Here is a 21,143-nt window from a genome sequence, read left to right as displayed (position 1 = left end):
GTCGCTCAGGGCAGGATCTCGACGTACCCGTCGGTCCCGTGCACGCGGATCCACTGCCCGTCGCGGATCAGCCGGGTGGCCCGCTCCACGCCCACGACGGCCGGCAGGCCGTACTCCCTGGCGATCACCGCGCCATGGGTCATCAGGCCGCCCACCTCCGTCACCAGGCCCGCGATTCCGACGAACAACGGCGACCAACTGGGGTCCGTGAAGGTCGTGACCAGGATGTCGCCCTTCTCGAGATCGGCGTCCGCCATGTCAAGGATGACGCGGGCCCGTCCCTCCACGGTCCCGGCGGAGACCGGTACGCCGATCAGGGCGCCGGCCGGCACGTCGTCGCGCCGGTACGCCCCGGTGACGGCCTCACCGTCCGATGTGAGCACCCTGGGCGGTGTGAGCGCGTGGTACGACCGGAACGCGTCCTCGCGCCGCTCGATGAGCCGGCCATCCGCCTGGTTCGACCGCACGACGTTCTGGAGTTCCTGGAACGTGAGGTAGAAGATGTCCTCCTTCCTCGGAAGCACGCCGGCCTGCACGAGGCGTTCGGCCTCCTCCAACAGGGCCTGCTTGTAGACGAAGTAGCGGCTGACGATGCCGTACTTCGGGTACTCCCGGTACCCGATGAAGGTTCTGACCCGGTCGATCATCCGCTTGGCCTCGTCGGCCTTCCGGTCCCCGTCCGGCAGGGCCCGCAAGCGTGACAGCAGGTCCTGTTCCTTCTTCAGCGCCTTCTGCCGCCCCTGCTCGAAGCGCCGCTCGGCGGCGCCCGGCTCGAAGTTCCTGACGTTGTCGAGGATCACGGGCACCAGCGTGGTGGGCCGCTCGCGCCAGCGGGGCCGCGTGATGTCGATCTCGCCGACGCAGCGCATGCCGTACCGGTCGAGGTACGCCTCTATCGCGTCGCGCGCTTCGCTCCCGCCCTCGACCTTCGCCAGCTCGTCCAGGAAGGCATCGTCCTCGACGTGCTCGACGCCCCGCAGGAACGCCACCACCTCCGGTCGCGGGCGGATCACGTCAGCGACGTCGAGCAGCGCAAGTCCCATCTCCGAGGTGACGTTGTCGGGGGCGGACAGTGTGAGCGTGTCAGCCGCGTTCTTCTCGCCCAGCCACTCCCGCAGCGTGTCGTTGAGCCACCAGGTGGCCTCCATCCCCGCCATGATCACCTGGAGGTTCAGCGGATCGCCGAGGACTCGCTTGTGCTCCTCGAAGGCCTCCAGCAGGAAGTCGAACAGCGCCGGTCCGGTCTTCGTCCGGATGTCGCGCTCCAGAGCGGCGATTGACCTCTGGCTGCGCTCGATCAGCCCGGTGACGATGGCCGGATCGGTCTCGATCGGGGCGGACGCACCTCTGGCCGGCGGCCCCCCGGGACCCGCGTCCGGGAGCGACGGAACGAAGTCGTCGTGGTCGAGGACGGTCTCCAACGCATCCCTGACCAGCGGATCACCGCGCCCCATGACCTCCAGGAGGGCGGCGCGGCTCGCGGGCGAGGCCAGGCGCCGGGTGACGTCGACGAACAGCCTCCCGCCGGCCTCGTGCATCGGCACCATGGCCGTCAGTCGCCACATGGAGAGCCCCAGGGGCTTCATGGGGTCGGTCATCATCTGCCCATGCCCCACGGAGACGTAGACGTGATTCTCCTGATCGCCGGCCTCGGGGATGGGGAACAGCGTCGTGATCGGCCGGCTCTGGACGATCTGGAAGCCGTCATCGACCAGGCACCATTCGATGTCCTGCGGGCTGCCGAAGTGCGCTTCGATCCGGCGCCCGAGCTCTACGAGCCGCACCACCTGCGCATCCGTCAGCGCCGGCTGCTCCCGCGACTGCGAGTCGATCGCCACTTCCCGCGTACCGCCGGCCGGCAGGGCGTGAATGGCACGCTCTTTGACGGCGACCGCCCTGGCGACGACTTCGCCGTGTCGCACCTTGAAGACGTCCGGGTTCACCAGGCCGGAGACCAGGGCCTCGCCGAGGCCGAAGCCGGCGTCCACGGTGGCGACCTTGCGGTCGCCCGTGACGGGGTCGGCCGTGAACAGGATGCCGGCCGCGTGCGGGAAGACCATCTGCTGCACGACGACGGCCATGTGGACCGTACGGTGGTCGATGCCGTTCCGCTGACGGTAGGTCACGGCCCGCTCCGTGAAGAGCGAGGCCCAGCACCGGCTGACGTGCTCAAGGATCGCCGCCGGGCCCAGGACGTTCAGGTACGTGTCCTGCTGGCCGGCGAAGGAGGCCGTCGGCAGGTCCTCCGCCGTCGCGCTGGATCGGACGGCGTAGGCGGCCCGCTCGCCGAGCTGGGCGAGTGCGCGGGTGATCGCCGCCGCGAGATCGGCCGGGATGGGGATCTCTTCAACGGTCCGGCGGATCTCCGCACTGAGTGTGCGGATCGCCTCCCGGTCGTCCGGGTCCAGGCACGACAGTTGATCGAGCCGATCGCCGATCGACGGCGCTTCCGCGATGATCCGCCGGAAGGCGTCCGTCGTCACGCAGAAGCCGGGCGGCACGCGGATGCCGTCGATCCTCGAAAGCCCGCCCAGGTGCGCGCCCTTGCCGCCGACGACCGCGACCTGTGTCTCGTCAACCTCGTGAAGATCCCACACGTACTGCTCGATCATCGTGATGCCTCCGGGGCAGTCGTGTCCCGCTGTACCGCACCGGCCGACCGCACTGCCGGCCTCACCGCCCGCCCCACCCCTGGTTCGACGTCACCGCGTCCCCCACACGTCGACAACACACGCACGTCGCGCCCTCATTTCCGCAGGTTGTGGCCTCGGCCGCCGATTCTGCGCCACCACCCGGGCCTTGCCGCAAGCCCCCCAGTGCGCTATACGTTAGTAGTGGCAAGGAGAGAGATCTCCTTGCCTTTGCTTTTGTCCGCCTCGCCAGGCTCTCCCAGCGGGACAGCCACGGCCAGGCATCCCCCAGGTAGCGCAAGCGATGACCCAGGACACAATCTTTCTATGTCGTTGGGCATATACAGTCCGCATACGCGTGGAAGGGTTGCGGGCCGGTCTGGGCCCGTCCGACGTCAGTTGATCGCGGACACGTTTCGCGCGCGGTCGGCCAGCACCGCCCGCACCGCGTCGAAGGGTTCAGGACTGCGCAGGGCGCGCGAAGTTATGAGCGCGCCCTCGACCGCCGCCACCACGGCGTGAGCGAGCTCTCGCGCCGCGGCGTTCTTCACCCCGAGCACGATGAGCTGGAAGGCCATGCCGTCGACCATGGTCGAGAACGAGCGGTGGCCTGCCGCTTCGAGTTCGCCGGACTCCTCGCCGGCGTCGATCACCAAGGGAGCGATGGCGCAGCCGCGCTGATAGCCGCTGTTCACCATGCCCTCGCGGGCCAGGTCGAAATACGTGCGGACCAGGTCCTCGGCCGATGACGAGGAGCCTGCCGCCCGATTGATCACCTCTACCTGTTCCCGGGCGTGGCTGTCGGCCGCCTCGGCCGCCATCTGCACCTTGCCCTCGGGGAAGTGGTAGTAGACCGACCCGCGGGGCGCCGCACTCCGTTCGATCACGTCGGACAGCGCCGTGCCGTGGTAGCCCCGCTCCCGGATGAGCTGCCGCGCGGCCGCGACCATGCGCTGCCTGCTGTCTGAACTTCTTCCCATGCCTCCAGTCTATCCGGTCCTTGACTTTCTATGTATGACGGTCGGCATAGTATTGATGTCACAAGACACCGAGCGCCGACACAGCCCCGGGTCAGCACGACCGGAACGAGCCCACTCCATGGGCGAGACCGGCCCCTGTCTCCGCCGCGTGGGCGCGAGCAGCACGCGACGGCGTCACGCCGATCCGGCGCTGGAAAGGACCGTCATGCCATTCGTCAACATCGACCTGCTTCGCGGAAAGGCCCCCGAGTACCTGGAAACCGTCTCCGACGCCGTGCACGAGGCACTGGTCGAGGGGCTGGGAATGTTCGCCGAGGACCGCTTCCAGATCATCAACCAGCACGCGCCCGGAGAGCTGGTCTTCAACCGTCATTTCCGTGGCGGGCCCCGGTCCGACGACTTCATCGTGTTCACCATCACCGACGGCCTGGACCGAGGCGAGGAGGCAAAGCGAGCCTTCTACAGCGTTCTGACCCGCAATCTGTCGGAGAACCCCGGGGTAAGGCCCGCGGACGTGTTCGTCAAGATGCACGTGACTCCGCCGGTCAACTTCTCCTTCGCCGACGGAGTACCGGCCACGGAGACGACTGCGCGGGAAGCGCTTGACCGCTCGGCCGTCGTGCCGGGCACCCGGGATGCCTACACCAGGGCGGAAATGGTGGAGGCGATCACCCGGCTTTTCCGGGGCAACGACCGCGGCCGGATCGTGTCGATGCTGCGCGACGACTTCGTACTGAAGATGCCGACCTCGATGCCGTACGGCGGGGAATTCAGGGGAGCCCGGGAATTCGACGACTACTTCAAGCGGGTGACCGAACAAGGGAGCGAATATTACGAATCCTTCGCCACCGACCTCAGGCATGTCATCGAGGCGGACGACCACCTGATCGCCGAAATCACCATTACCGCCAAAGGCAGGACAACAGGGCAGTCGATGGAGGCCGAGAATGCATGGGTATTCGACATCACTGGCGGTAACTTCGTGTCGGCACAGATCTACGCCGACACCGCCGCCGGGATAAAAACCCTCGGCTGAGCGATTCGTGCCCAACAGCGACACCTCATCACCCCGCACTCCACGGAAGCCGGGCGGTCAGCCATTGATGCGCCGCCGCTTCCGCCGCGCCACCCGAAACAGGAGCAGGAGAACGACATGACCTCCGTACTCATCACTGGCGCCTCCCGGGGCATCGGCCGCGCCATCGCGATCGAACTCGCCGCCCGCGGCCACAGGGTCGTCGCCACCGCCCGTCGGCCCGAGGACCTCGAAGACCTCCCCGTCGACCAGCGTCTGCGCCTCGACGTCACCGATCAGAAGAGTGTCGACGAGGCCCTGCTCGCCGCCGGAGAGATCGACGTCCTCGTCAGCAACGCCGGCGCGACGATCCGCGCGTCCCTGGAGAACGTGCCCATCTCCGAGGTCGAAGGCCTCTTCCAGCTCAACACCTTCGGCCCGCTGCGGGTGGCGCAGGGAGTGCTGCCCGCCATGCGCGAACGAGGCGCGGGGCGGCTGATTTTCGTCTCCAGCATCCAAGGCCGGCTCGTCGTGCCGATCATCGGCCCCTACGCCGCCAGCAAGTGGGCCATGGAGGCGTTCGCCGAGACGCTGGCCGTCGAGGCAGGCCACTTCGGCATCAAGGTGACCATCCTCCAGCCGAGCACCGTCTCGTCCGGCGGAGCCGAGCGCGCCAAGTCCTATTTCACGGACAACGACCCCTACACCCCCCTGTTCAAACAATTCGCCCCGCTGCGCGGCACCTCGATCTTCGAGCCCATCACCCCCGAAGAAGTGGCCACCGCGCTCGCCGACACGCTCGAACAGTCCGATCCTCCGCTGCGCCTTCCGGTGGGCGCGCCAGCCAGGACCGCCCTGGAGAACCGGAAGGCGGCACCTGAGGACGCTCCCTTCGTGCCGCTCACGCTCGACTGGTAACCGCCCCTCCCGGCCCCCTGACCCCGCAGCGGATGTCCGTACGGCCCAGCAGGCCCGTACGGATACGCGCGGGTATCCCGGGCCCTGCCCCTTCGTGGAGTGGGCCTTGGAGCGGCTCGGGTGGGCGTGGGAGCTTCCTCATCCGGAAAGTGCCTGACACCATCGCCAGAGGTAATGGCGGGGCGCCCGGCAATGAGGAAGAAAAAGCCACATGAGCGAGAACAATGTTCTGACTGATCTCGTCCTTTCGGACTCGACGGTCAATGCCACGATCAGTGCGCCTTTCGACCAGGTTGACCTCGCGGACTGGTTGGGAAACCTGTCCGACGAGGAATACCAACGCTGCGCCCCGGGCGAGCACAAGGCGTGTGCGCACGGAATCACCGACGACGGCCGCCGGGAAACACTGAATGTCGAGATGATCGGCACCACCCTTACCATCCAGCACGCCGTGCACGAGATCTTCGAGAAGCACCATCTCCGTCTGGTGTCACTGTCGGACGCGCTGACACCGAACGGCTGGACCACGTCGCAAGGAATCTGGGAACAACGTGTCACGGACAACGGTGACGGCACCTGCCGGTTGAGCAACAGCATCCTTGCCCATCCGACCACGGACGGGATGGCCTTCTACGAAACGAACGGCATCACGTTCGAGCAGGCGGCGACGGCGCGCCAGGAGGCCTCGGACGGTCACAACCACCGGGAGACGCCGAACTACGCCGCGAGCATCGCGCGCAGGGCGCTGGCATCCCGAGGCAAGTAACCCCACTGAACTTGACGGGAGGGCCCCTCTCCCCTGCGGGAACGGGCCCTCCCGTCGCCGGCTGCCGGGCCGGCGCCGGACAGCTCGCGTCGGCGTACGCCCCGCCCCGGCGGAATCAGTCGCTCGGCATCAGGACGGTCGGGTCGCCGGAGAACCACGCGCTGTCGATGGTGAGGCGCCTGATGCGCCAGATTTTGTCGTCGCGTACCAGGTCGGCGTCGTAGCGGTTCATCATCAGCGCCTGCCTGGTGCGTTCCGGCCTGGGGCCCTCCCCGGGCGGGAAGTGCTGGGCCATCGCGTAACACCGCACGTTCGCGGTGTCACCGTCCACCGTCGTACGGATGTTGCTGATCACATGGCTGGTGTCCAGGGGACCCACCGCGGGGATCAGCACTCCCACGACGGTCTCCCGCGGGGCCAGTACGGGAAAGTCCAGGCCGATCTTGGTCGTGGCGGGCGTCAGGTCGACCGTGGCGTCCTCGGTCAGCGACGAGGTGAGCAGTTCGGCGTCGCCGTGGTCCAGGCCGGCCGCGTAACGGTGCACTGTGTCCGCGATGGCGGCGCGGTCGACGATGAGCTGGAGCGTTTCGTCGGTCATGGGGTCCTCCGCAGGGGGGATGTTGTGGTTGAGGCGGAACAGGTTGTGGGGGTCGAAGCGCCGCTTGATGTCCCGCAGGCGGCGGTAGGCAGCCTCGTCGTAGGCGGCGCGCACATCCGGTATCGCGGTGTTGTGGGCGGCGAGGAAGTTGAGGTAGCGCCCGCCGGTGGACCAGGGGCGCATCCGGGCCAGCAACGCGTCGGCGTAGGCGTCCTGCGCGCCGAGGTCGTCGGGCATCCCGATGGCCACGACCCACAGGGCGAACCGGGCGTCCCGGTTGCCGACGGCGTTGTCCGCCGGCCGGGCGAGCGCGCCGCCGAGGTGGCGAAGTTCGACGAACTGCACCGGGCAGTCCGCTGCCGGCCCCGCTGCCGTCAGGATCGCCTCGACGGTGTCGGGTGTCAGCGCCGACAGCATCGCGGTGTACTCGGAGAACGGCGCGGGGTCGACCGGGTCGGAGTGGATTCCGGCGAAGTCCTCGTACGGCATCGGGCCGAGGGTGTCCAGGAGGACCGGGGCGGCCGCGCGCAGCGGGGCGACCAGATGCTCCCCCTCCTTTTCCGCTCCCAGGTAGGAGATCCGGATGTGCACGGTGAAGCGGCCGGCGAGCAGCTCGGGCACCCCCGGCAGTGGCGGCAGTCGCAGCAGGGCGATGGAGGAGCTCAGGGCGTTGGGGGCCGCGGCGGTGAAAGCGGCGTAGGCGTGCAGGACGGCCGCCGCGTCGTCCCCGGAGAAGAACAGGCCGCCGGCCCACAGGTGGGTGACGGGGAACAGCGCGAACTCCATGGCCGTGACGATGCCGAAGTTGCTCTTGCCGCCCCGCAGTGCCCAGAACAGTTCGGGTTCCGCGGTGGCGTCCACGCGGCGCGGCAGGCCGTCCGCCGTCACGACGTCGATCGATGTGACGTGGTCGCTGGCCCACCCGTGGGCGCGGCCCATGGTCGGGCTCAGGCCGCCGCCGAGCGTGTAGCCGACGACGCCCACCAGCGGGGAGGAGCCGTTGAGCGGGGCGAGCCCGTGGGGAGTGGCCGCGTCGACCACCTGCTGCCAGGTGGCCCCCGCCGCCACCCGGGCGGTACGGGCCTCCGGGTCGACACTGACCCCCGCCATCCGGCGGGTGGTGATGAGGACGGACTCGTCGGCCGGAACGATCGCTTGGTGCCCGGTGGCCATGACGGCGGCGGGCAGGCCGTGTGCCGCCGCGAAGCGGACAGCGGCCTGGACGTCGGCGCTGTCCACCGCACCCACCACTACGGCGGGACGGTGTGCCACGGCAAGGTTGTACGGCGCGCACTCCTCGGCGAACCCGTCGTCGTCCGGCCCCAGGACGGGGCCGGTGACCTGGGCGGTCAGAGTGGCGCGCATCGGTGAACTCAACATGGGGCCATCCGACAGGAGAGCTGTCGACGTGGTGTCGACGAACCGCCGATGGAGTGTCAAAGCAACGGGAGATTCCCGGAGATCCAGCCACCGATGGCCCCCGTCGGCGCGCCGGCCGTCACCGGCCCCGGGTTTCGCCCCGTGCGCCGAGGCCCCGCTGTTGCGGCCCACCGCGCCGGAGCGCGGGCTGGTGACGGTCCATCCGCTCCGGTACGAGCGCCGGCGCCGGGTCCGGGACGCCGGCGGCCTGATCCCGTACCGCCCGTACGTCCGCGGGGTCGGCGGCCCCGTCCTCCAGATAGTGGCGCAGCAGGCGCCGCAGCGCCCGACGGCACTGCTCGCGGCCCAGGCCGTCCAGGGCCTGCCGCCGGGCGAACGCCTTGACGAGGCCGAGGTAGTGGTAGCCGCCAGGACCCGTCTCCACCAGATGCAGGTCGACCAGAGTCTCCATGACCGCCTTCGCCCGGTCGACCGGCAGGTCGAGTACGGCAGCGGCTGCGCCTGCGGAGAGGCGGTGGCAGTCGGGGACGGCCGCGAGGTGGAAGGCGGCCCGGTGGCGGGCGTCCATGCGCGCCTGGGCGTCCCGGAAGGGCTGGTCGACGATCTCGCAGTCCTCGTGCATGACCACCGGCTGCCGCAGGTCGTCCTCCAACTGCGCGAGTATCTCGTCGATCGTCCACGACGGCCGGGCGGCCAGCCGGGCCGCCGCCACGTGGACGGCCAGCGGCTGGTGGGAGCAGGCGGCGACCAGCCGCTCGGAAGCCTCCCGCTCGGCGAACACCCGCCGTGGGCCGGCGACCGCGGCCAGCAACTCCAACGCGTCCTGAGCCCGCAGTACCCCGAGCCGGTGCCAGTGGACGCCCGGCAGGTCGATGATCCGGCGCCGGCTGGTCACCACGACAGCGCAGCCGGGCGCGGCCGGCAGGAGCGGACGGACCTGCCCGGCCGCGTACGCGCTGTCCAGGACGATCAGCAGCCTGCGGCCCGACACGACCGTGCGCCACAGCGCGGCTCGTTCGTCGAGGGTTGCCGGGGGCCGCTCGACGCCGACGGCGCGCAGGAACCGGCCAAGTACCTCGGCAGGTTCGGCAGGCGTGTCCTCTCCCCCGAGGTCGGCGAAGAGCTGACCGTCGGGGAACCGGTCGCGCACGAGGTGAGCGACACGGAGCGCGAGCGTCGTCTTGCCCGTCCCGCCCAGGCCGGTGATGCCGGCGACCGGCGTCCGGGAGGCGTCGTCGAGCACCGCCGTCAGCTCCGCGATCTCCGCGGCGCGGCCGGTGAACGCGGCGAGGTCCGCGGGCAGTTGAGCCGGGACCGGAGGGGGTGGGGAGCGGAGGGCGGCCCGCCGTACGTCCAGCACCGGATCGGTCCGCAGAATACGGGCGTGCAGACGGTCCAGCTCGGAGCCGGGATCGACGCCCAGCTCCTCACGCAGGATCCGCCGGGCCCCGCCGTACGCGGCCAGCGCCTCGGCGCGGCGGCCGGAACGGTACAGCGACAGCATCAGATGCTCGTGCAGGCGCTCGCGCAGCGGATGTGCGGCGACCGCGGCCCGGAGCTCGGCCGTCAGGCCGGGCCGCGCGCCGCCTTCGAGTTCGGCGGCGAACAGCTCTTCCAGCGCGGCCAGTCGCAGTTCCTCCAGCCGGTCGCGTTCCAGCTCGAAGAAAATCCCCCGTACCCCGGCCAGCGCCTGCCCACGCCACGCTCCGAGCGCCTGCCGCAGACCGCGGGCCGCGCCACCCGGATCGCCCTGGCGGCCCGCCTCGTAGGCCTGCTCCGTCAACCGCAGGAATCCGGCCACGTCGAGAGTTGCTTCACGCAGTGTCAGGACATAGCCGTTGCTCGTCGACTCGATCACCGCGGCGCCGCCCAGGAGCGGGCGCAGCCGGGAGACGTAGGTGCGGACGGTCCCTCGGCCTCCGCGCGGCGCCCGCTCTCCCCACAGCACCTCGAGCGCCGTGTCTGTCTCGACCAGGCGCCCCTCATGCAGGAGGAGCAGCGCCAGCAGTGCTCGCTGCTGGGGGGTGCCCAGGCCGATCTCCTGGTCCTCCCGCCAGGCCCGGACGGGACCGAGTAGCTCGAAACGCATCACCAGGTCGGTATCCGCGCCCCTGGCCGGCTCGATCGACCTGTCCTCGGGAGCCCGGTCCTGCCGGGTGGGCCGGTCGGCTGCCGGTGGAGGCCGGTGCGGGCCGGGCGCCGGCATGTCTAGCGCCTCGTGTCGAGCGGAGGTGCCGGGACGGCGGTGTCCACCGGCGGTGGGGTGGGCGGTGGAGTGGGCGCCGTATCGGCCACGGCGTGCGCCGACAGGCGTGCCCATGCCGTGGTCGAGAGGACGCCGAGGAAGAGGACCCCGGCCCCGTAGCCGGCGTTGAGCCACCATCCGGTACGGGTGCCGTGGGTGCTGGCTCCGCCGCTGCCGGCGAGGACGGCTCCGGCGATGGCGACGCCGAGGGTGGCTCCGACTTGGCGACTGGTGGAGCTGATGCCGGTGGCGACGCCGATCCGTGCTCGTGGCATGCCGGCCACGGCGGTTTGCGAGATGGGGGCGCCGACGGCCGCGTTGCCGATTCCCATCACGGTGTAGGCGAGCAGCAGCCACCAGTCGGGGGTGGTGGTGTCGACGACGGAGAGCATGACGCCGGTGGCGGCGATGCCGGTTCCGGCGATGACGAGTGGTGTGCGGGGCCCGCGTACGGCGAGGATGCGTCCGCTGACCGGGCCGAAGACGACGCTGACCGCCGCCAGCGGGAGGACGAGGAGTCCGGCGGTGAAAGCGGAGTATCCGCGCTCCTGCTGGAGGTACAGGCTGTTGAGGAACAGGAAGGAGCCGAGCGCCGCGAAGGAGAGCACGGCCATCAGGTTCGAGGCGGCGAACGGAATGCTGCGGAAGAAGCCGAGTTCGATGAGGGGCTCGGTGCGGCGCGGTTCGTAGAGGAGGATTCCGATCAGGCAGCAGGCCGTGACGGCGAACGCGGCAGTGATCGGTGCGGAGAGCCAGCCGAGTGTGGGGCCGTCGATGATGCCGATGGTGAGTGCGGCGAGGCCCACGGTGACGAAGATCTGGCCGAGCGGGTCGAAGCGTCGGGGGAACGGGGACCGGGACTCGGGGATGACGCGCAGCGTCAGGAGGATGGCGGCGATTCCGATGGGCACGTTGATGAGGAAGATCCAGCGCCAGCCGAGCGGGGAGTCCACGAGCGCGCCGCCGACTATCGGCCCCAGGGCCAGCGAGAGGCCGATCACGCCGCCCCAGACGCCCAGCGCGCGAGCCCGCTCGGCGGGTTTGGTGTAGACGGTGCCGATGATCGCCATGGCGACGGGGTTCAGCGCCGAGGCGCCAAGTGCCTGTAGGAGGCGGAAAACGATCAGCCAGCCCAGGGTCGGTGCCATGGCGCACAGGCCGGAGCCGACCACGAACACCGTGAGTCCGAGGATGAAGGTCCGCCGGCGCCCGAGCCGGTCCGCCGACGATGAGGTGAAGAGCAGGAAGGCGGCCAGAGTGACGGTATAGGCGTCGACGACCCAGGACAGACCAGTGGTGTCGGCGTCGAAGCGGGCACCTATCGCGGGCAGCGCCACGTTCACACCGGTCATGTCGATCCCGACGAGCAGGACGCTGACACAGCACAGGGCCAGCAGCAGGTTCTTGCGCAGTGGAGTCGCAACGGTGTTCATCGCGATCCTTCCATGGTCCGCGTTCCTCTCGTGTGGGGCAGGCGGCGCGGCGCGTGGAGCCGGAGAGGCTGCCCGAGGTCCCGCTCGGCGATCACAGTGGGGGCCCGCCGTCTCGCGACGAGGCCCCCACCGGGGACGGTCCGCACGCAGGCCACCAATCGGCCGGGCTTCCCGGCCAGGGGTGTGTCCGGTGGGGGTCAGATCTGTGCGTGGCCGCCGTCGACGAACAACTCGGCTCCGTTGACGAAGCTCGACGCGTCCGACGCCAGGAACACCGCGCCCGCGGCGATCTCCGCGGGGTCACCGACCCGGCCCAGCGGGATCCTCGCAGCGAAGGAGTCCAGGAAGTCCTGTTCCTGACCCGCCTTGGCCAGGCCGAGGAGGCCCGGGGTCTTCGTGGGCCCCGGGGTGAGGACGTTGACACGTATGCCACGTCCACGCAGGTCGACCGCCCAACTGCGGGCCAGGCTCCGTACGGCGGCCTTGCTCGCGGCGTAGACGCTCATGCCTGGGCCGTCGACCTTCACCGCGGTGGTGGATCCGACAAGGATCACCGACGCGTTGTGGTCCATCAGCGGGAGAGCCTGCTGCACCGTGAAGACGAGGCCCTTGACGTTGGTGTCGAACGTGGCGTCGTAGTGGGCTTCTGTGATCGTCCCCAGCGGGGCGTCGGTGCCGGCTCCCGCGTTGGCGACCAGGATGTCCACTCTGCCCTCGCGTTCCCTGACGGTTCGATAGAGCTCGTCGATCGCGGACAGGTCGGCCGTGTCGGTGCGCACACCTGACGCGCGCGCACCGATCTCCGCGACAGCGGCGTCCAGTTCCGCCTGCCTGCGACCGGTGATGTACACGCGGGCGCCTTCCGCGGCGAACTCGGCCGCGATCGCGCGGCCGATACCGGAGGAGCCCCCGGTGACAACGGCGATCTTGCCGTCGAGCGATACGTTCATGGTGGATCTCCGTGGTGTCTTGCTTACGTGGAAATGAGTTGTTCGAAGCGTTGCGGCAGGTCGGGGTTGCTGATGGACAGCGCGGCGAAGGACACCAGGTCGGCGAGGCCTTCACTGACGACGGCGTTGCCGGATTCCTGGTCGAGGCTCGCGTTCGCGATGAGCGTCCCCCGGTACAAGGGGCGGAACAGCCCGAGGGATTCACGCCGCCGCGCTTCGGTCACCCTTGCGTCGGGCCGCCGGGCCGTCATCACGTGCAGATACGCCAGCGGGTAGTCGTTGAGACGGACGGCCACCTGCTCGTGGACGGCCAAGGCCTCGGGCGAGGCCTCGTTCGACTCGCCCCGCACCTGGTGCGGGGCGAGCTTGACGCCTACCCGATGCGGCCCCCAGACACCGACCACCGCGTCAAGCACCGCGAACAGCAACCGTGCGCGGCCCTCCGCGGTGCCGCCGTAGGCATCGGTACGCGGGTTGGGGGCCGGGTCCAGGAACTGAGCGATCAGACAGCCCCGTTGCGCGTCCAACTCCACCCCGTCGAATCCCGCCAGCCGCGCGTTGGAAGCCGCTGAGCGGTACTGCTCCACGACGCCCGCGATCCGCGCAGTGCCCAACGCCTCGCGCGTGACCGGATGCGAGGCAGCCCCCGTGTGCGCGAGTTGGGCGAAGATGGCTCCGCCCTCGGCGTGCACGGCCGAGGTCACCGGGCGCCAGGCCCGAGCCTGTTTCAGGCCGTACATGCCCGGCACGTTCACCGCTCCGACCGCCTCGGTGCTGATCCAGGTGCCTTCCGACACGATCAGACCGGCGCCGGCGCGCTGCCGGTGGTTCGCGCTGTGCGATTCCGTCGAAGTCGCCGAAGTCAGGGACGGGTTGTCCGCGCGGGCCCGTGTCATCCGGGCCATGACCACGCGGTTGCGTAGTTTCAGGCCTGCGCCGAGATCGTAGGGACCGAGCATCGGCTGCTTTTCGGTCAGCGAAAGAGACATGCCCGCCTCCTCGTCGTGGCAGGTTGATCAAGCCGGCATGTCCACTGTCACGCGAGAGAGCAATCACGTCCAACGATGCTTCGTGATGAGAGGAAGCATCAAGAGTGATGAGGGGCAGAAGCGTAAACTGCGGGACGTGCGGGGCCGCTGGGCGGATGCCAGGCAGGTCCTCCCCCGGGTCCTGGCGGGCGTGAGACGTTGGACGGCCTCGCGACGCGGACCATGCGGCCGCCGACGAGAACAACGAGTGAAAGCACGGGAACATGAGCGACCTCGACACCGCCTACCGGAGCCTCGCGAAGGCAGATCCCGTCCTGGCTCGGCTCATCGAGGCTGTGGGGCGGCCCGATCCCTTCACCTGGTCGGAGTCCCACCAACTGACCAAGGGCAATTTTCAGGCGATGGCGCTGCACATCGTCGGCCAGCAGATCTCCACGGCGGCGGCCTTCACCATCTACGGCCGGGTCGTAGCGGCAGTCGGCGGCGAGCTGACGGCGGCGAGTGCGCAGTCCGTCAGCGTGGACGCCCTGCGGGCCGCGGGGCTCTCGCGCGCGAAGGCGAGCTACCTCCACGCCCTGGCCGCACGCGAGCTCGACGGACTGCTCGATCTCGACGGCTTGTCGTCCGTGGACGACGCTGAGGCGCTGGCGGCGCTCACCGCCGTGAAGGGGGTGGGGCTTTGGTCGGCACAGATGTTCCTGGTCCACCAACTGAAGCGCACTGACGTCCTGCCGGCGGGTGATGTCGGCATCCGCCGGGCGGTGGAGCGTGCGTGGGGTCTGGAGTCGCTGCCGACGGTGGAGGAGGCGCGTACGAGGGCGCTGCCGTGGTCGCCGTACCGGACGTACGCGGCGGCGCTGCTGTGGAGGTCGCTCGCCGGCCCCGGACAGGGCCCGGCGCGTCGTACGGACTGAGGGCCCTGAGGGCTTGAGCCCGGCGGGGAATCACGCGGACGCGGGCTGCTGTGCCGGTTGTTGACGTGTGTCGTCCGGTGCGGGCCGGAGTATTCCGGTGGCGGCAACCGCGACCACGCACAGGGCGACCGGCAAGAAGAAGGTGAGGTTCAGCGGCATCAGGTGGGTGAGCGGTCCGATGATGGCGGGCCCTGCCAGCATGCCGAGGTATCCCAGGCCCGCGACGCGGGAGACGTTCACGCCGGAGGCTTCCGGGTCGATGTGGCCCGCGGCGCTGAAGAACTGCGGTACACAGCCGGACAGGCCGATGCCGAACATGGTCCAGCCGGCCAGTGCCAGCGGGATCCAGGGGGCGAGGGCCGCGGCGCTCAGCCCGAGTGCGGCAAGGCCGGCACCGTAGCGAACGACGAAAACCGGGCCGCGGCGTGCGGAGACGCGGTCGGTGACCAGGCGTCCGACGGTCATCGCGGCGGCGAAGGCGCCGTACGCCAGCGCGGCGGTCGCCGCGGGCGCGTCGAGTACGTCCTTGAGGTGCAGCACACTCCAGTCGTTGGCCACTCCCTCGCAGAGCATCAGCATCAGGGCGAGTGCGGCAAGCGCCCACACGCGCCGGGGAGTACGGCGCTTCGCGGCGCCGGACGTGGAGGGCTGTTCCGCACCCGGGACGCTCTCGCGCGGCAGGAGCGCACCCGTGGCGAGTGCGGTCACCAGGAGCCCGACCACTGCCACTCCCGCCAGCGCCGGTGTGACGTTCCACCCCCAGCCGATCGTGGTGGCGCCGACCAGTGCGGCGAGCACCCCGCCCACGGAGAAGACGGCGTGGAAGGCCGACATCACCGGCCGCCCGTAGGCCCGCTCGACCTGCACGGCGTGCGTGTTCATGGCGACGTCCAGGCAGCCGTTGCCCAGACCGAGCACGAACAGGGCGCCTCCGAGCGACCAGGCGTTCATGGCGAGGGCGGGCAGGACGACGGCCGCGCTGCACAGGGCGGCACCGGCCGGGACTACGCGGCGCGCGCCGAGCCGGTCGGTCAGCGGCCCGCACACCTGCATGCCCACGAAGGCGCCCGCACCCAGGAGCAGGAGCAGCCAGCCCAGGGTCGCGTGGGTGATACCGGCGCGATGTTCGACGGCGGGGATGTGGACGATCCACATGCCCAGGACAAAGCCGTTCAGGGCGAAAAAGGCGAAGGTGGCCAGGCGTGCGGCCGACGGGGGTCGAGGCATGAAAGTGACCATAACAAACAATATTTATGTGCGTAAGTTGCGTTTCGAACATCCTTCATGTTCGATAAAGGCTATGGCGAGCATCGACAGACTGAGGCAGATCACCGACGCCGTACGAGCGGCCGATGAGCTGAGCGTGGCGGAACTCGCGGCCCTGACCGGCTGCTCGGAAATGACCATCCGACGCGATCTGGAGACCCTGGCCGAACAGGGCGTCCTGGAGCGGTTCCGCGGTGGCGCCCGGAGCCTGCTGCTGCGCGGCGAGGAGCCCCCGTTCGCACTGCGGGCCCAGGAGGGCCTGGAGGCCAAGCGCCGGCTGGCCGCCGAGGTCGCCGGTCTGCTCGCCGACGGCGAGTCGGTCGTCATCGACAGCGGTACGACCTGCCTGGAGGTGGCACGCGCCCTCACCGGTCGCCGGCTCACCGTCATGCCACTGTCCCTGCACGCCGCCAACGCCCTGACCGGCGGTGCGCGGCTCACCCTGCTGCTGCCCGGCGGACAGCCGCGCCCAGGAGAGTTGGCGCTGACCGGCCCGTTGGCACTGGCGTCCCTCTCCGCCCTGCGCTTCGACACCGCGGTGATCAGTTGCTGCGGCCTGAGCGGCCAGGACGGCCTGACCGCCTACGACTTGGGGGACGCCGCCATCAAACAGGCCGCGATCGCCTCCTCCCGGCGCGTCATCGCGGTCACCGAAGCGGCCAAGCTCTCCCGTACCGCCTTGGCCCATGTCGCCCCGCTGTCCGCGCTGGACACCGTGGTGACGGAGGAATCGGCCTCCGACGCCGAGACCGAAGCGCTGACCGCGGCCGGTGTGACCGTACGGAAGGTGTGAATCCGCCATGGACGCGGCGCTGTTCGACATGTTCGACCTGGTGGCACGCCACCGGCGCCCACAGAACAGGGCGGAGAGCGGTGTCTCCCCGGTGGAATCGGCCGAGGACGCTCAGGCCGCCGCCATCGTCATCAGTTCTTGCAGGCGTAGTCCGCGTGCCGCGTCGAGTGGGCCGGGGATGCCGGAGCGGACCGCGGCGGCGAACTCGTGGCGCAGGACGGGCCAGCACTCCTCGTGGTCCAGCTCCGCCGTGTCGTAGACGAGTTCCTCATCCGGTCCGTACAGCTCGATCCTGGTTCTGGCAGCCGCGAGCCGTACCGTGCCGGACAGCGATGCCTGGCTGACGGCGCCGTTGGTGTGTTCACAGGTCAGTTCGATCCAGCGGCGAGGGTCACCGGTGCTCCGGACGGTTGCGATCGGTCCCACGGCGGTGTCCAGCAGATCCAGCAGATGCGGGCCGAGATCCAGCAGCGCTCCCTGTTCGAGACGCCAGGGCGTGGCGAAGTCCCCGCCCAGGAAGGCGCCGTGCAGGTAGCAGGAGCGTGCCCCGGTGACTTCCGCACCCCTGGCTCGGACCAGGAACTCGCGGGTGACCGGGTGGTAGCGCTTGGTCAGTACGAGTTGTGAGACGACACCGTGTTCGGCGACGGCGTCGGCGACCCGGCGGGCCGAGGCGAGGTCCGGGCCCAGGGGTTTCTCCAGCAGGACCGGTTTTCCGGCCCGCACCGCGCGCACCGCGAGTTCGGCCTGGACTGCGGGCGGCACCGCGAAGGCCACCGCCTCACTGAGGTCGAGTAGTTCCTCGAACGAGCCGGCCACCACTCCCCCGTACTCCGCGGCGACCTGCCGAGCCGCCTCCGGACGGCGGGCCCACACGGCGGCCAGCGCTGTTTCCGGACCGGCGGCGAGCATGCGCGCATGCATCGTCCGGGCCCATGGCCCGGCGCCGACCAGTCCGACGCGCAGGGCGGCGGGAGCCGCGTCGGCGGAACGGAGCGGTGAGTCGGAAGGTGAGTCGGAACGGTGGGTGTACGACACGTCAGTCTCCGGTTGGGGCCCTGGCTGGGGCCGACGTCGTGGTTCGGGCAGCGGTGCGGGGCGGGCCGGGTGTCAGACGCCGCCGCTCAGGGCGAGCAGCCGGTCGTCGGCGGTGTCGGGCGAGTACAGATGCTCGACCACCATGGCCGCGGCGCCGTTGAGCGCGGCCGCGTCGCCGAGCCGGGAGGTGACCACATTGAGGTGGGCCGTGGTCCGGGGCATCGCGCGCTGGTAGAGCAACTCACGTACCCCGGTGAGGAACGGATTGCCGGCCAGGTCGCCCGCGAGGACGAGCACGCCCGGGTTGAGCAGGGTCACCACAGTCACCAGGACCTCGCCGACCCGGCGTCCCGCCTCGCGGGCCAGCCGTACGGCGTCCGGCTGACCGGCCGCCAGATGCCGTCGTACATCCGATCCGGATGTGGTCTCTATGCCGGCGGCCGCGAGTTGGCCGGCGATCGCGCCGCCGCTCGCCACCGCCGCCAGGCAGCCGTAGGAGCCGCACATGCACAGTGCGTCGGTCCTGTCGTGCAGCCGGATATGGCCGATGTCGCCCGCGCCACCGTCGATGCCGCGGTAAGGCACGCCCTCGACGACCACACCGGCACCGATCCCGGTCGACACCTTGACCAGGACGAACGCCGAGCAACTCGGGTAGAAGCGGCGCTGTTCGGCGTATGCCATCAGATTGGCGTCGTTGTCGACGAGCACCGGCACCTGAGTGCTCGCGGCGGGCACATGACGGGCGTAAGCCTCCTGCATCCGGGCCGGAACGGGGTACTCGTCCCAGCCAGGCATGATCGGCGGCTGCACCACCAGGCCGTGCGGCCAGTCGACCGGTCCCGGGACGGAGAGCCCGATCCCGCACACCCGGGACGGTTCGACCCCGGCCTTCTCCAGCAGTCCCGGGAACCAGCTCGCCAGGGCGTCGAGCACCAGGTCGGGGCCGTCCGCGATGAGCAGCGGTTCGGTGCGCTCGGCGAGGATCCGGCCGTCCAGGCCGAGTACCGCGGCCCGACTGTGCCGGGTCTCCAGGTCGACTGCGATCACCACGGCGTGTGAAGGGTCGAATTCCAGGCGCACCGAGGGGCGTCCGCCGGTGGAGGCCCCGGTGGTCGCCTCGCGCAGCCAGCCGGCTCCGAAGAGCTGGTCGAGACGGCTGCCGATGGTCGATCGGGACAGGCCGGTGGCGGACTGAAGTTCGCCGCGGGTGGTGGCCTGCCCACTGCGGATCAACCGCAGCAGATGTCCCGCGGTCGCCTGACTGGCCGGCATGGTCGTATGTGCTCCTGATTCATGTTCCGTCGGGGCGGGACCGCATCGCTGAGGTCCCGCACCCGCTGTATCGCTCGGCGGCCGAGGATCTATCCCTTGTCGGCCCCGCTGGTGAGACCCTCCGTCAGCAACCTCTCCGCAGCGTAGAACAGCACGACCACGGGGATGGTCAGCACCACTGATCCGGCCATCAGAACGGTGGTCGGGATCTCCACGCCATTGTCCAACTGCTGGAGCCCCAGGGAGACGGTCCACTTGCTGGGGCTCGCCGCCAGGAAGAGCAGAGCGAACAGGAACTCATTCCAGGCGATCATGAAGACGTAGAGGCCAGTTGCTATCAGTGACGGCAGTGCGAGCGGCAGTACGATCTTGCGTACCGTCTGCATCCGGGTGGCTCCGTCGAGCGCGGCCGCCTCCTCCACGCTGATCGGGATCGTGGTGAAGTAGTTCCGCATCATATAGATGGACACCGGTACGGTCTGCGCGATGTAGACGATCGCCAGGCCCACCAGGCTCCCGGAGAGGCCGAGTTTCGCGAACATCACGAACAGCGGTACCGCGAGCAGTGTCGAGGGGAAAAGGTAGACGGCCAGGAACATGGCGCCGACCTGGCGGCTGCCGAAGAATTTCAGCCTGCTGATGGCGTACGCGCCCGGCACCGCGGCCAGCAGAGTGAGGGCCACCGTACCCAGTGACACCAGCGCCGAGTTGCCCAGGAACCGCAGGAATCCCTGACCGCCCCCGGACGTCGGCCGCAGGACGTTCTGGTACGTGCTGAGCGTGAAATCCTTGGCCGAGACCCAGAGCGACCCGGGGTTCAGCAGAAGCGCGTCGATCGGTTTCACCGACAACAGCACCATGTAGTAGAACGGCACGACCGTGATGAGGACGAGACCGACGATGGTCAGTCTGCGCAGGCCGCCGAAGAGGCGTTCCTCGAACTGGGTGCGGGACATCGACATCACGCCTCCTCCTGAACCTTCTTGGCGAAGAACTTGAAGTAGATGCCGAGCAGTGCCATCAGGATGACGGCGAGGACGACCGCCTGCGCCGCCGCGGCTCCGACGTCGAAGTTGGCGGTGAGGAAGTCGTACACCCGCACCGCTACCACGTTGGTCCCCGAGCCGCCGCCGGTGAGCAGAAAGACGTCGTCGAACTTGTTGAACGTCATGATGAAACGCAGTACCGACAGCAGGGCGATGACCGGCATCAGCTGGGGCAGCAGGATGTATCGGAACTGCTGGGTGGGCGCGGCGCCGTCGACCCGTGCCGCTTCCTCCAGCCCGTCCGGGACGGCCTGGAGCCGGGCCAGCAGGAAGAGGAAGGCGAACGGGAAGTACCGCCAGGTCTCGAAGGCGATGACGGTCAGCAGCGCCAGCGGGATACCGAAGTGCCAGCCGAACAGGTCGACTTCGTAGGAGCGGGTGGACAGGAACGCGATCGGGTTCTTCCAGCCGAAGAGCTTCTCGCCCCAGTGGTTGACGATGCCGTACTGCGGGCTGAGCGCGGTCTGCCAGACGAAGGACATCGCGACGACCGGCGCGACGTACGGCAGCAGCATCGTGCTGCGCAGCAGACCTCTGCCGCGGAACGGCTTGCGCAGGGCGAGTGCGGCGATCAGGCCGAGTATCACCGAGCCGGCGGTGCCGCCGACGGTGTAGGCGAGGGTGGTGACCAGACTGGACCAGAAACCGGGAGAGCCGAAGACCTGGCTGAAGTTGTGCAGCGACCAGTTCCCGAATATCCCCATCCCGTGGATGTCCACCAGCTTCGCGTTCTGAAAGGCCAGTAGCACGGTCCACAGGATCGGGACGATGACGACGACCAGTACCACCACAAAGGTGGGGGTCACAAAGCCCAGCCCTGCGCGGTTCTCCCGCTGACTGGTGGTGAGTTCACGCCGCTTCTTCGCGACGCTCGGTGCTGTGCTCATGTGGGTTCCTCGACGGGGGC

The 21,143-nt window shown here is 69.5% G+C and carries 17 protein-coding genes; 5 read left to right on the top strand and 12 right to left on the bottom strand.

All coding sequences use genetic code 11. From position 1 onward, the window contains the following. Positions 1-5: 5 nt before the first annotated feature. Positions 6-2,612 carry a rifamycin-inactivating phosphotransferase gene (gene rph, locus QR77_RS40705; protein ID WP_040026923.1) on the bottom strand — a complete coding sequence of 869 codons (2,607 nt, stop codon included), beginning with the start codon at positions 2,610-2,612 and terminating at the stop codon, positions 6-8. 413 nt (positions 2,613-3,025) lie between these two features. Next, positions 3,026-3,580, bottom strand: coding sequence for a TetR/AcrR family transcriptional regulator (locus QR77_RS40700; protein WP_201778870.1), 555 nt, complete (start codon positions 3,578-3,580; stop codon positions 3,026-3,028). Positions 3,581-3,728: 148 nt separating this feature from the next. On the opposite strand from QR77_RS40700, the gene QR77_RS42980 reads away from it, so the two are divergent. From QR77_RS42980 to QR77_RS40685, 3 genes are all read left to right on the top strand, one after another. Further along, the gene (locus QR77_RS42980) at positions 3,729-4,646 is read left to right on the top strand and encodes a tautomerase family protein (RefSeq protein ID WP_063798142.1); all 918 of its coding nucleotides are present in this window, start codon (positions 3,729-3,731) and stop codon (positions 4,644-4,646) included. 117 nt (positions 4,647-4,763) lie between these two features. Then, the gene (locus QR77_RS40690) at positions 4,764-5,543 is read left to right on the top strand and encodes an SDR family oxidoreductase (RefSeq protein WP_040026920.1); all 780 of its coding nucleotides are present in this window, start codon (positions 4,764-4,766) and stop codon (positions 5,541-5,543) included. 211 nt (positions 5,544-5,754) lie between these two features. Continuing rightward, positions 5,755-6,309, top strand: a complete 555-nt coding sequence (locus tag QR77_RS40685) for a hypothetical protein (RefSeq protein WP_040026919.1) — start codon at positions 5,755-5,757, stop codon at positions 6,307-6,309. 115 nt (positions 6,310-6,424) lie between these two features. Here QR77_RS40685 and QR77_RS40680 read toward each other — a convergent pair whose 3' ends face one another. The 5 genes from QR77_RS40680 to QR77_RS40660 all read right to left on the bottom strand — a co-directional run bounded on the left by QR77_RS40680 (position 6,425) and on the right by QR77_RS40660 (position 13,904). Next, positions 6,425-8,272, bottom strand: a complete 1,848-nt coding sequence (locus QR77_RS40680) for a nuclear transport factor 2 family protein (protein WP_063798141.1) — start codon at positions 8,270-8,272, stop codon at positions 6,425-6,427. Positions 8,273-8,405: 133 nt separating this feature from the next. Next, on the bottom strand, positions 8,406-10,376 hold the full coding sequence (locus QR77_RS40675; RefSeq protein ID WP_160311012.1) for an AfsR/SARP family transcriptional regulator: 1,971 nt from the start codon (positions 10,374-10,376) through the stop codon (positions 8,406-8,408). Between the two features lie 119 nt (positions 10,377-10,495). Beyond that, positions 10,496-11,965: a DHA2 family efflux MFS transporter permease subunit gene (locus QR77_RS40670; protein WP_063798140.1), complete on the bottom strand. Its 1,470-nt coding sequence runs from the start codon at positions 11,963-11,965 to the stop codon at positions 10,496-10,498. A 197-nt stretch (positions 11,966-12,162) separates the two neighbouring features. Then, on the bottom strand, positions 12,163-12,915 hold the full coding sequence (locus QR77_RS40665) for an SDR family oxidoreductase (RefSeq protein ID WP_040026916.1): 753 nt from the start codon (positions 12,913-12,915) through the stop codon (positions 12,163-12,165). A 23-nt stretch (positions 12,916-12,938) separates the two neighbouring features. Continuing rightward, the gene (locus tag QR77_RS40660) at positions 12,939-13,904 is read right to left on the bottom strand and encodes a hypothetical protein (protein ID WP_052489476.1); all 966 of its coding nucleotides are present in this window, start codon (positions 13,902-13,904) and stop codon (positions 12,939-12,941) included. Between the two features lie 263 nt (positions 13,905-14,167). Here QR77_RS40660 and QR77_RS40655 point away from each other — a divergent pair, with 263 nt between their 5' ends. Continuing rightward, positions 14,168-14,818 (top strand): DNA-3-methyladenine glycosylase, encoded by a 651-nt coding sequence (locus tag QR77_RS40655; protein ID WP_040026914.1) that lies wholly within the window; start codon positions 14,168-14,170, stop codon positions 14,816-14,818. Between the two features lie 30 nt (positions 14,819-14,848). On the opposite strand, the gene QR77_RS40650 is transcribed toward QR77_RS40655, so the two are convergent. Further along, the gene (locus QR77_RS40650) at positions 14,849-16,045 is read right to left on the bottom strand and encodes an MFS transporter (RefSeq protein ID WP_052489841.1); all 1,197 of its coding nucleotides are present in this window, start codon (positions 16,043-16,045) and stop codon (positions 14,849-14,851) included. 73 nt (positions 16,046-16,118) lie between these two features. Here QR77_RS40650 and QR77_RS40645 point away from each other — a divergent pair, with 73 nt between their 5' ends. Then, positions 16,119-16,877, top strand: a complete 759-nt coding sequence (locus tag QR77_RS40645; protein ID WP_040026913.1) for a DeoR/GlpR family DNA-binding transcription regulator — start codon at positions 16,119-16,121, stop codon at positions 16,875-16,877. Positions 16,878-16,988: 111 nt separating this feature from the next. Here QR77_RS40645 and QR77_RS40640 read toward each other — a convergent pair whose 3' ends face one another. From QR77_RS40640 to QR77_RS40625, 4 genes are all read right to left on the bottom strand, one after another. After that, entirely contained in the window at positions 16,989-17,843 is an 855-nt protein-coding gene (locus QR77_RS40640; protein WP_040029543.1) for a Gfo/Idh/MocA family oxidoreductase, read from the bottom strand. Between the two features lie 144 nt (positions 17,844-17,987). Next, entirely contained in the window at positions 17,988-19,190 is a 1,203-nt protein-coding gene (locus tag QR77_RS40635) for an ROK family protein (RefSeq protein WP_040026912.1), read from the bottom strand. 89 nt (positions 19,191-19,279) lie between these two features. Beyond that, on the bottom strand, positions 19,280-20,146 hold the full coding sequence (locus tag QR77_RS40630; protein ID WP_040029542.1) for a carbohydrate ABC transporter permease: 867 nt from the start codon (positions 20,144-20,146) through the stop codon (positions 19,280-19,282). A 5-nt stretch (positions 20,147-20,151) separates the two neighbouring features. Next, the gene (locus QR77_RS40625) at positions 20,152-21,123 is read right to left on the bottom strand and encodes a sugar ABC transporter permease (protein WP_040026911.1); all 972 of its coding nucleotides are present in this window, start codon (positions 21,121-21,123) and stop codon (positions 20,152-20,154) included. Between the last annotated feature and the right edge of the window lie 20 nt (positions 21,124-21,143).

Source organism: Streptomyces sp. 150FB (assembly GCF_000818195.1).
Taxonomy (GTDB): Bacteria; Actinomycetota; Actinomycetes; order Streptomycetales; family Streptomycetaceae; genus Streptomyces.
The sequence above is the reverse complement of the archived record's forward strand: the minus strand, read 5'-3'. Positions and strand labels throughout refer to the sequence as shown.

Coding starts and splice junctions, on each gene's coding strand:
- QR77_RS40700 (WP_201778870.1), bottom strand. CDS start 3,580: ATGGTCGCGGCCGCGCGGCAGCTCATCCGGGAGCGGGGCTACCACGGC.
- QR77_RS42980 (WP_063798142.1), top strand. CDS start 3,729: ATGGGCGAGACCGGCCCCTGTCTCCGCCGCGTGGGCGCGAGCAGCACG.
- QR77_RS40625 (WP_040026911.1), bottom strand. CDS start 21,123: ATGAGCACAGCACCGAGCGTCGCGAAGAAGCGGCGTGAACTCACCACC.
- QR77_RS40690 (WP_040026920.1), top strand. CDS start 4,764: ATGACCTCCGTACTCATCACTGGCGCCTCCCGGGGCATCGGCCGCGCC.
- QR77_RS40635 (WP_040026912.1), bottom strand. CDS start 19,190: ATGCCGGCCAGTCAGGCGACCGCGGGACATCTGCTGCGGTTGATCCGC.
- QR77_RS40665 (WP_040026916.1), bottom strand. CDS start 12,915: ATGAACGTATCGCTCGACGGCAAGATCGCCGTTGTCACCGGGGGCTCC.
- QR77_RS40675 (WP_160311012.1), bottom strand. CDS start 10,376: ATGCGTTTCGAGCTACTCGGTCCCGTCCGGGCCTGGCGGGAGGACCAG.
- QR77_RS40645 (WP_040026913.1), top strand. CDS start 16,119: ATGGCGAGCATCGACAGACTGAGGCAGATCACCGACGCCGTACGAGCG.
- rph (WP_040026923.1), bottom strand. CDS start 2,612: ATGATCGAGCAGTACGTGTGGGATCTTCACGAGGTTGACGAGACACAG.
- QR77_RS40630 (WP_040029542.1), bottom strand. CDS start 20,146: ATGTCCCGCACCCAGTTCGAGGAACGCCTCTTCGGCGGCCTGCGCAGA.
- QR77_RS40670 (WP_063798140.1), bottom strand. CDS start 11,965: ATGAACACCGTTGCGACTCCACTGCGCAAGAACCTGCTGCTGGCCCTG.
- QR77_RS40655 (WP_040026914.1), top strand. CDS start 14,168: ATGAGCGACCTCGACACCGCCTACCGGAGCCTCGCGAAGGCAGATCCC.
- QR77_RS40680 (WP_063798141.1), bottom strand. CDS start 8,272: ATGCGCGCCACTCTGACCGCCCAGGTCACCGGCCCCGTCCTGGGGCCG.
- QR77_RS40650 (WP_052489841.1), bottom strand. CDS start 16,045: ATGCCTCGACCCCCGTCGGCCGCACGCCTGGCCACCTTCGCCTTTTTC.
- QR77_RS40660 (WP_052489476.1), bottom strand. CDS start 13,904: ATGTCTCTTTCGCTGACCGAAAAGCAGCCGATGCTCGGTCCCTACGAT.
- QR77_RS40685 (WP_040026919.1), top strand. CDS start 5,755: ATGAGCGAGAACAATGTTCTGACTGATCTCGTCCTTTCGGACTCGACG.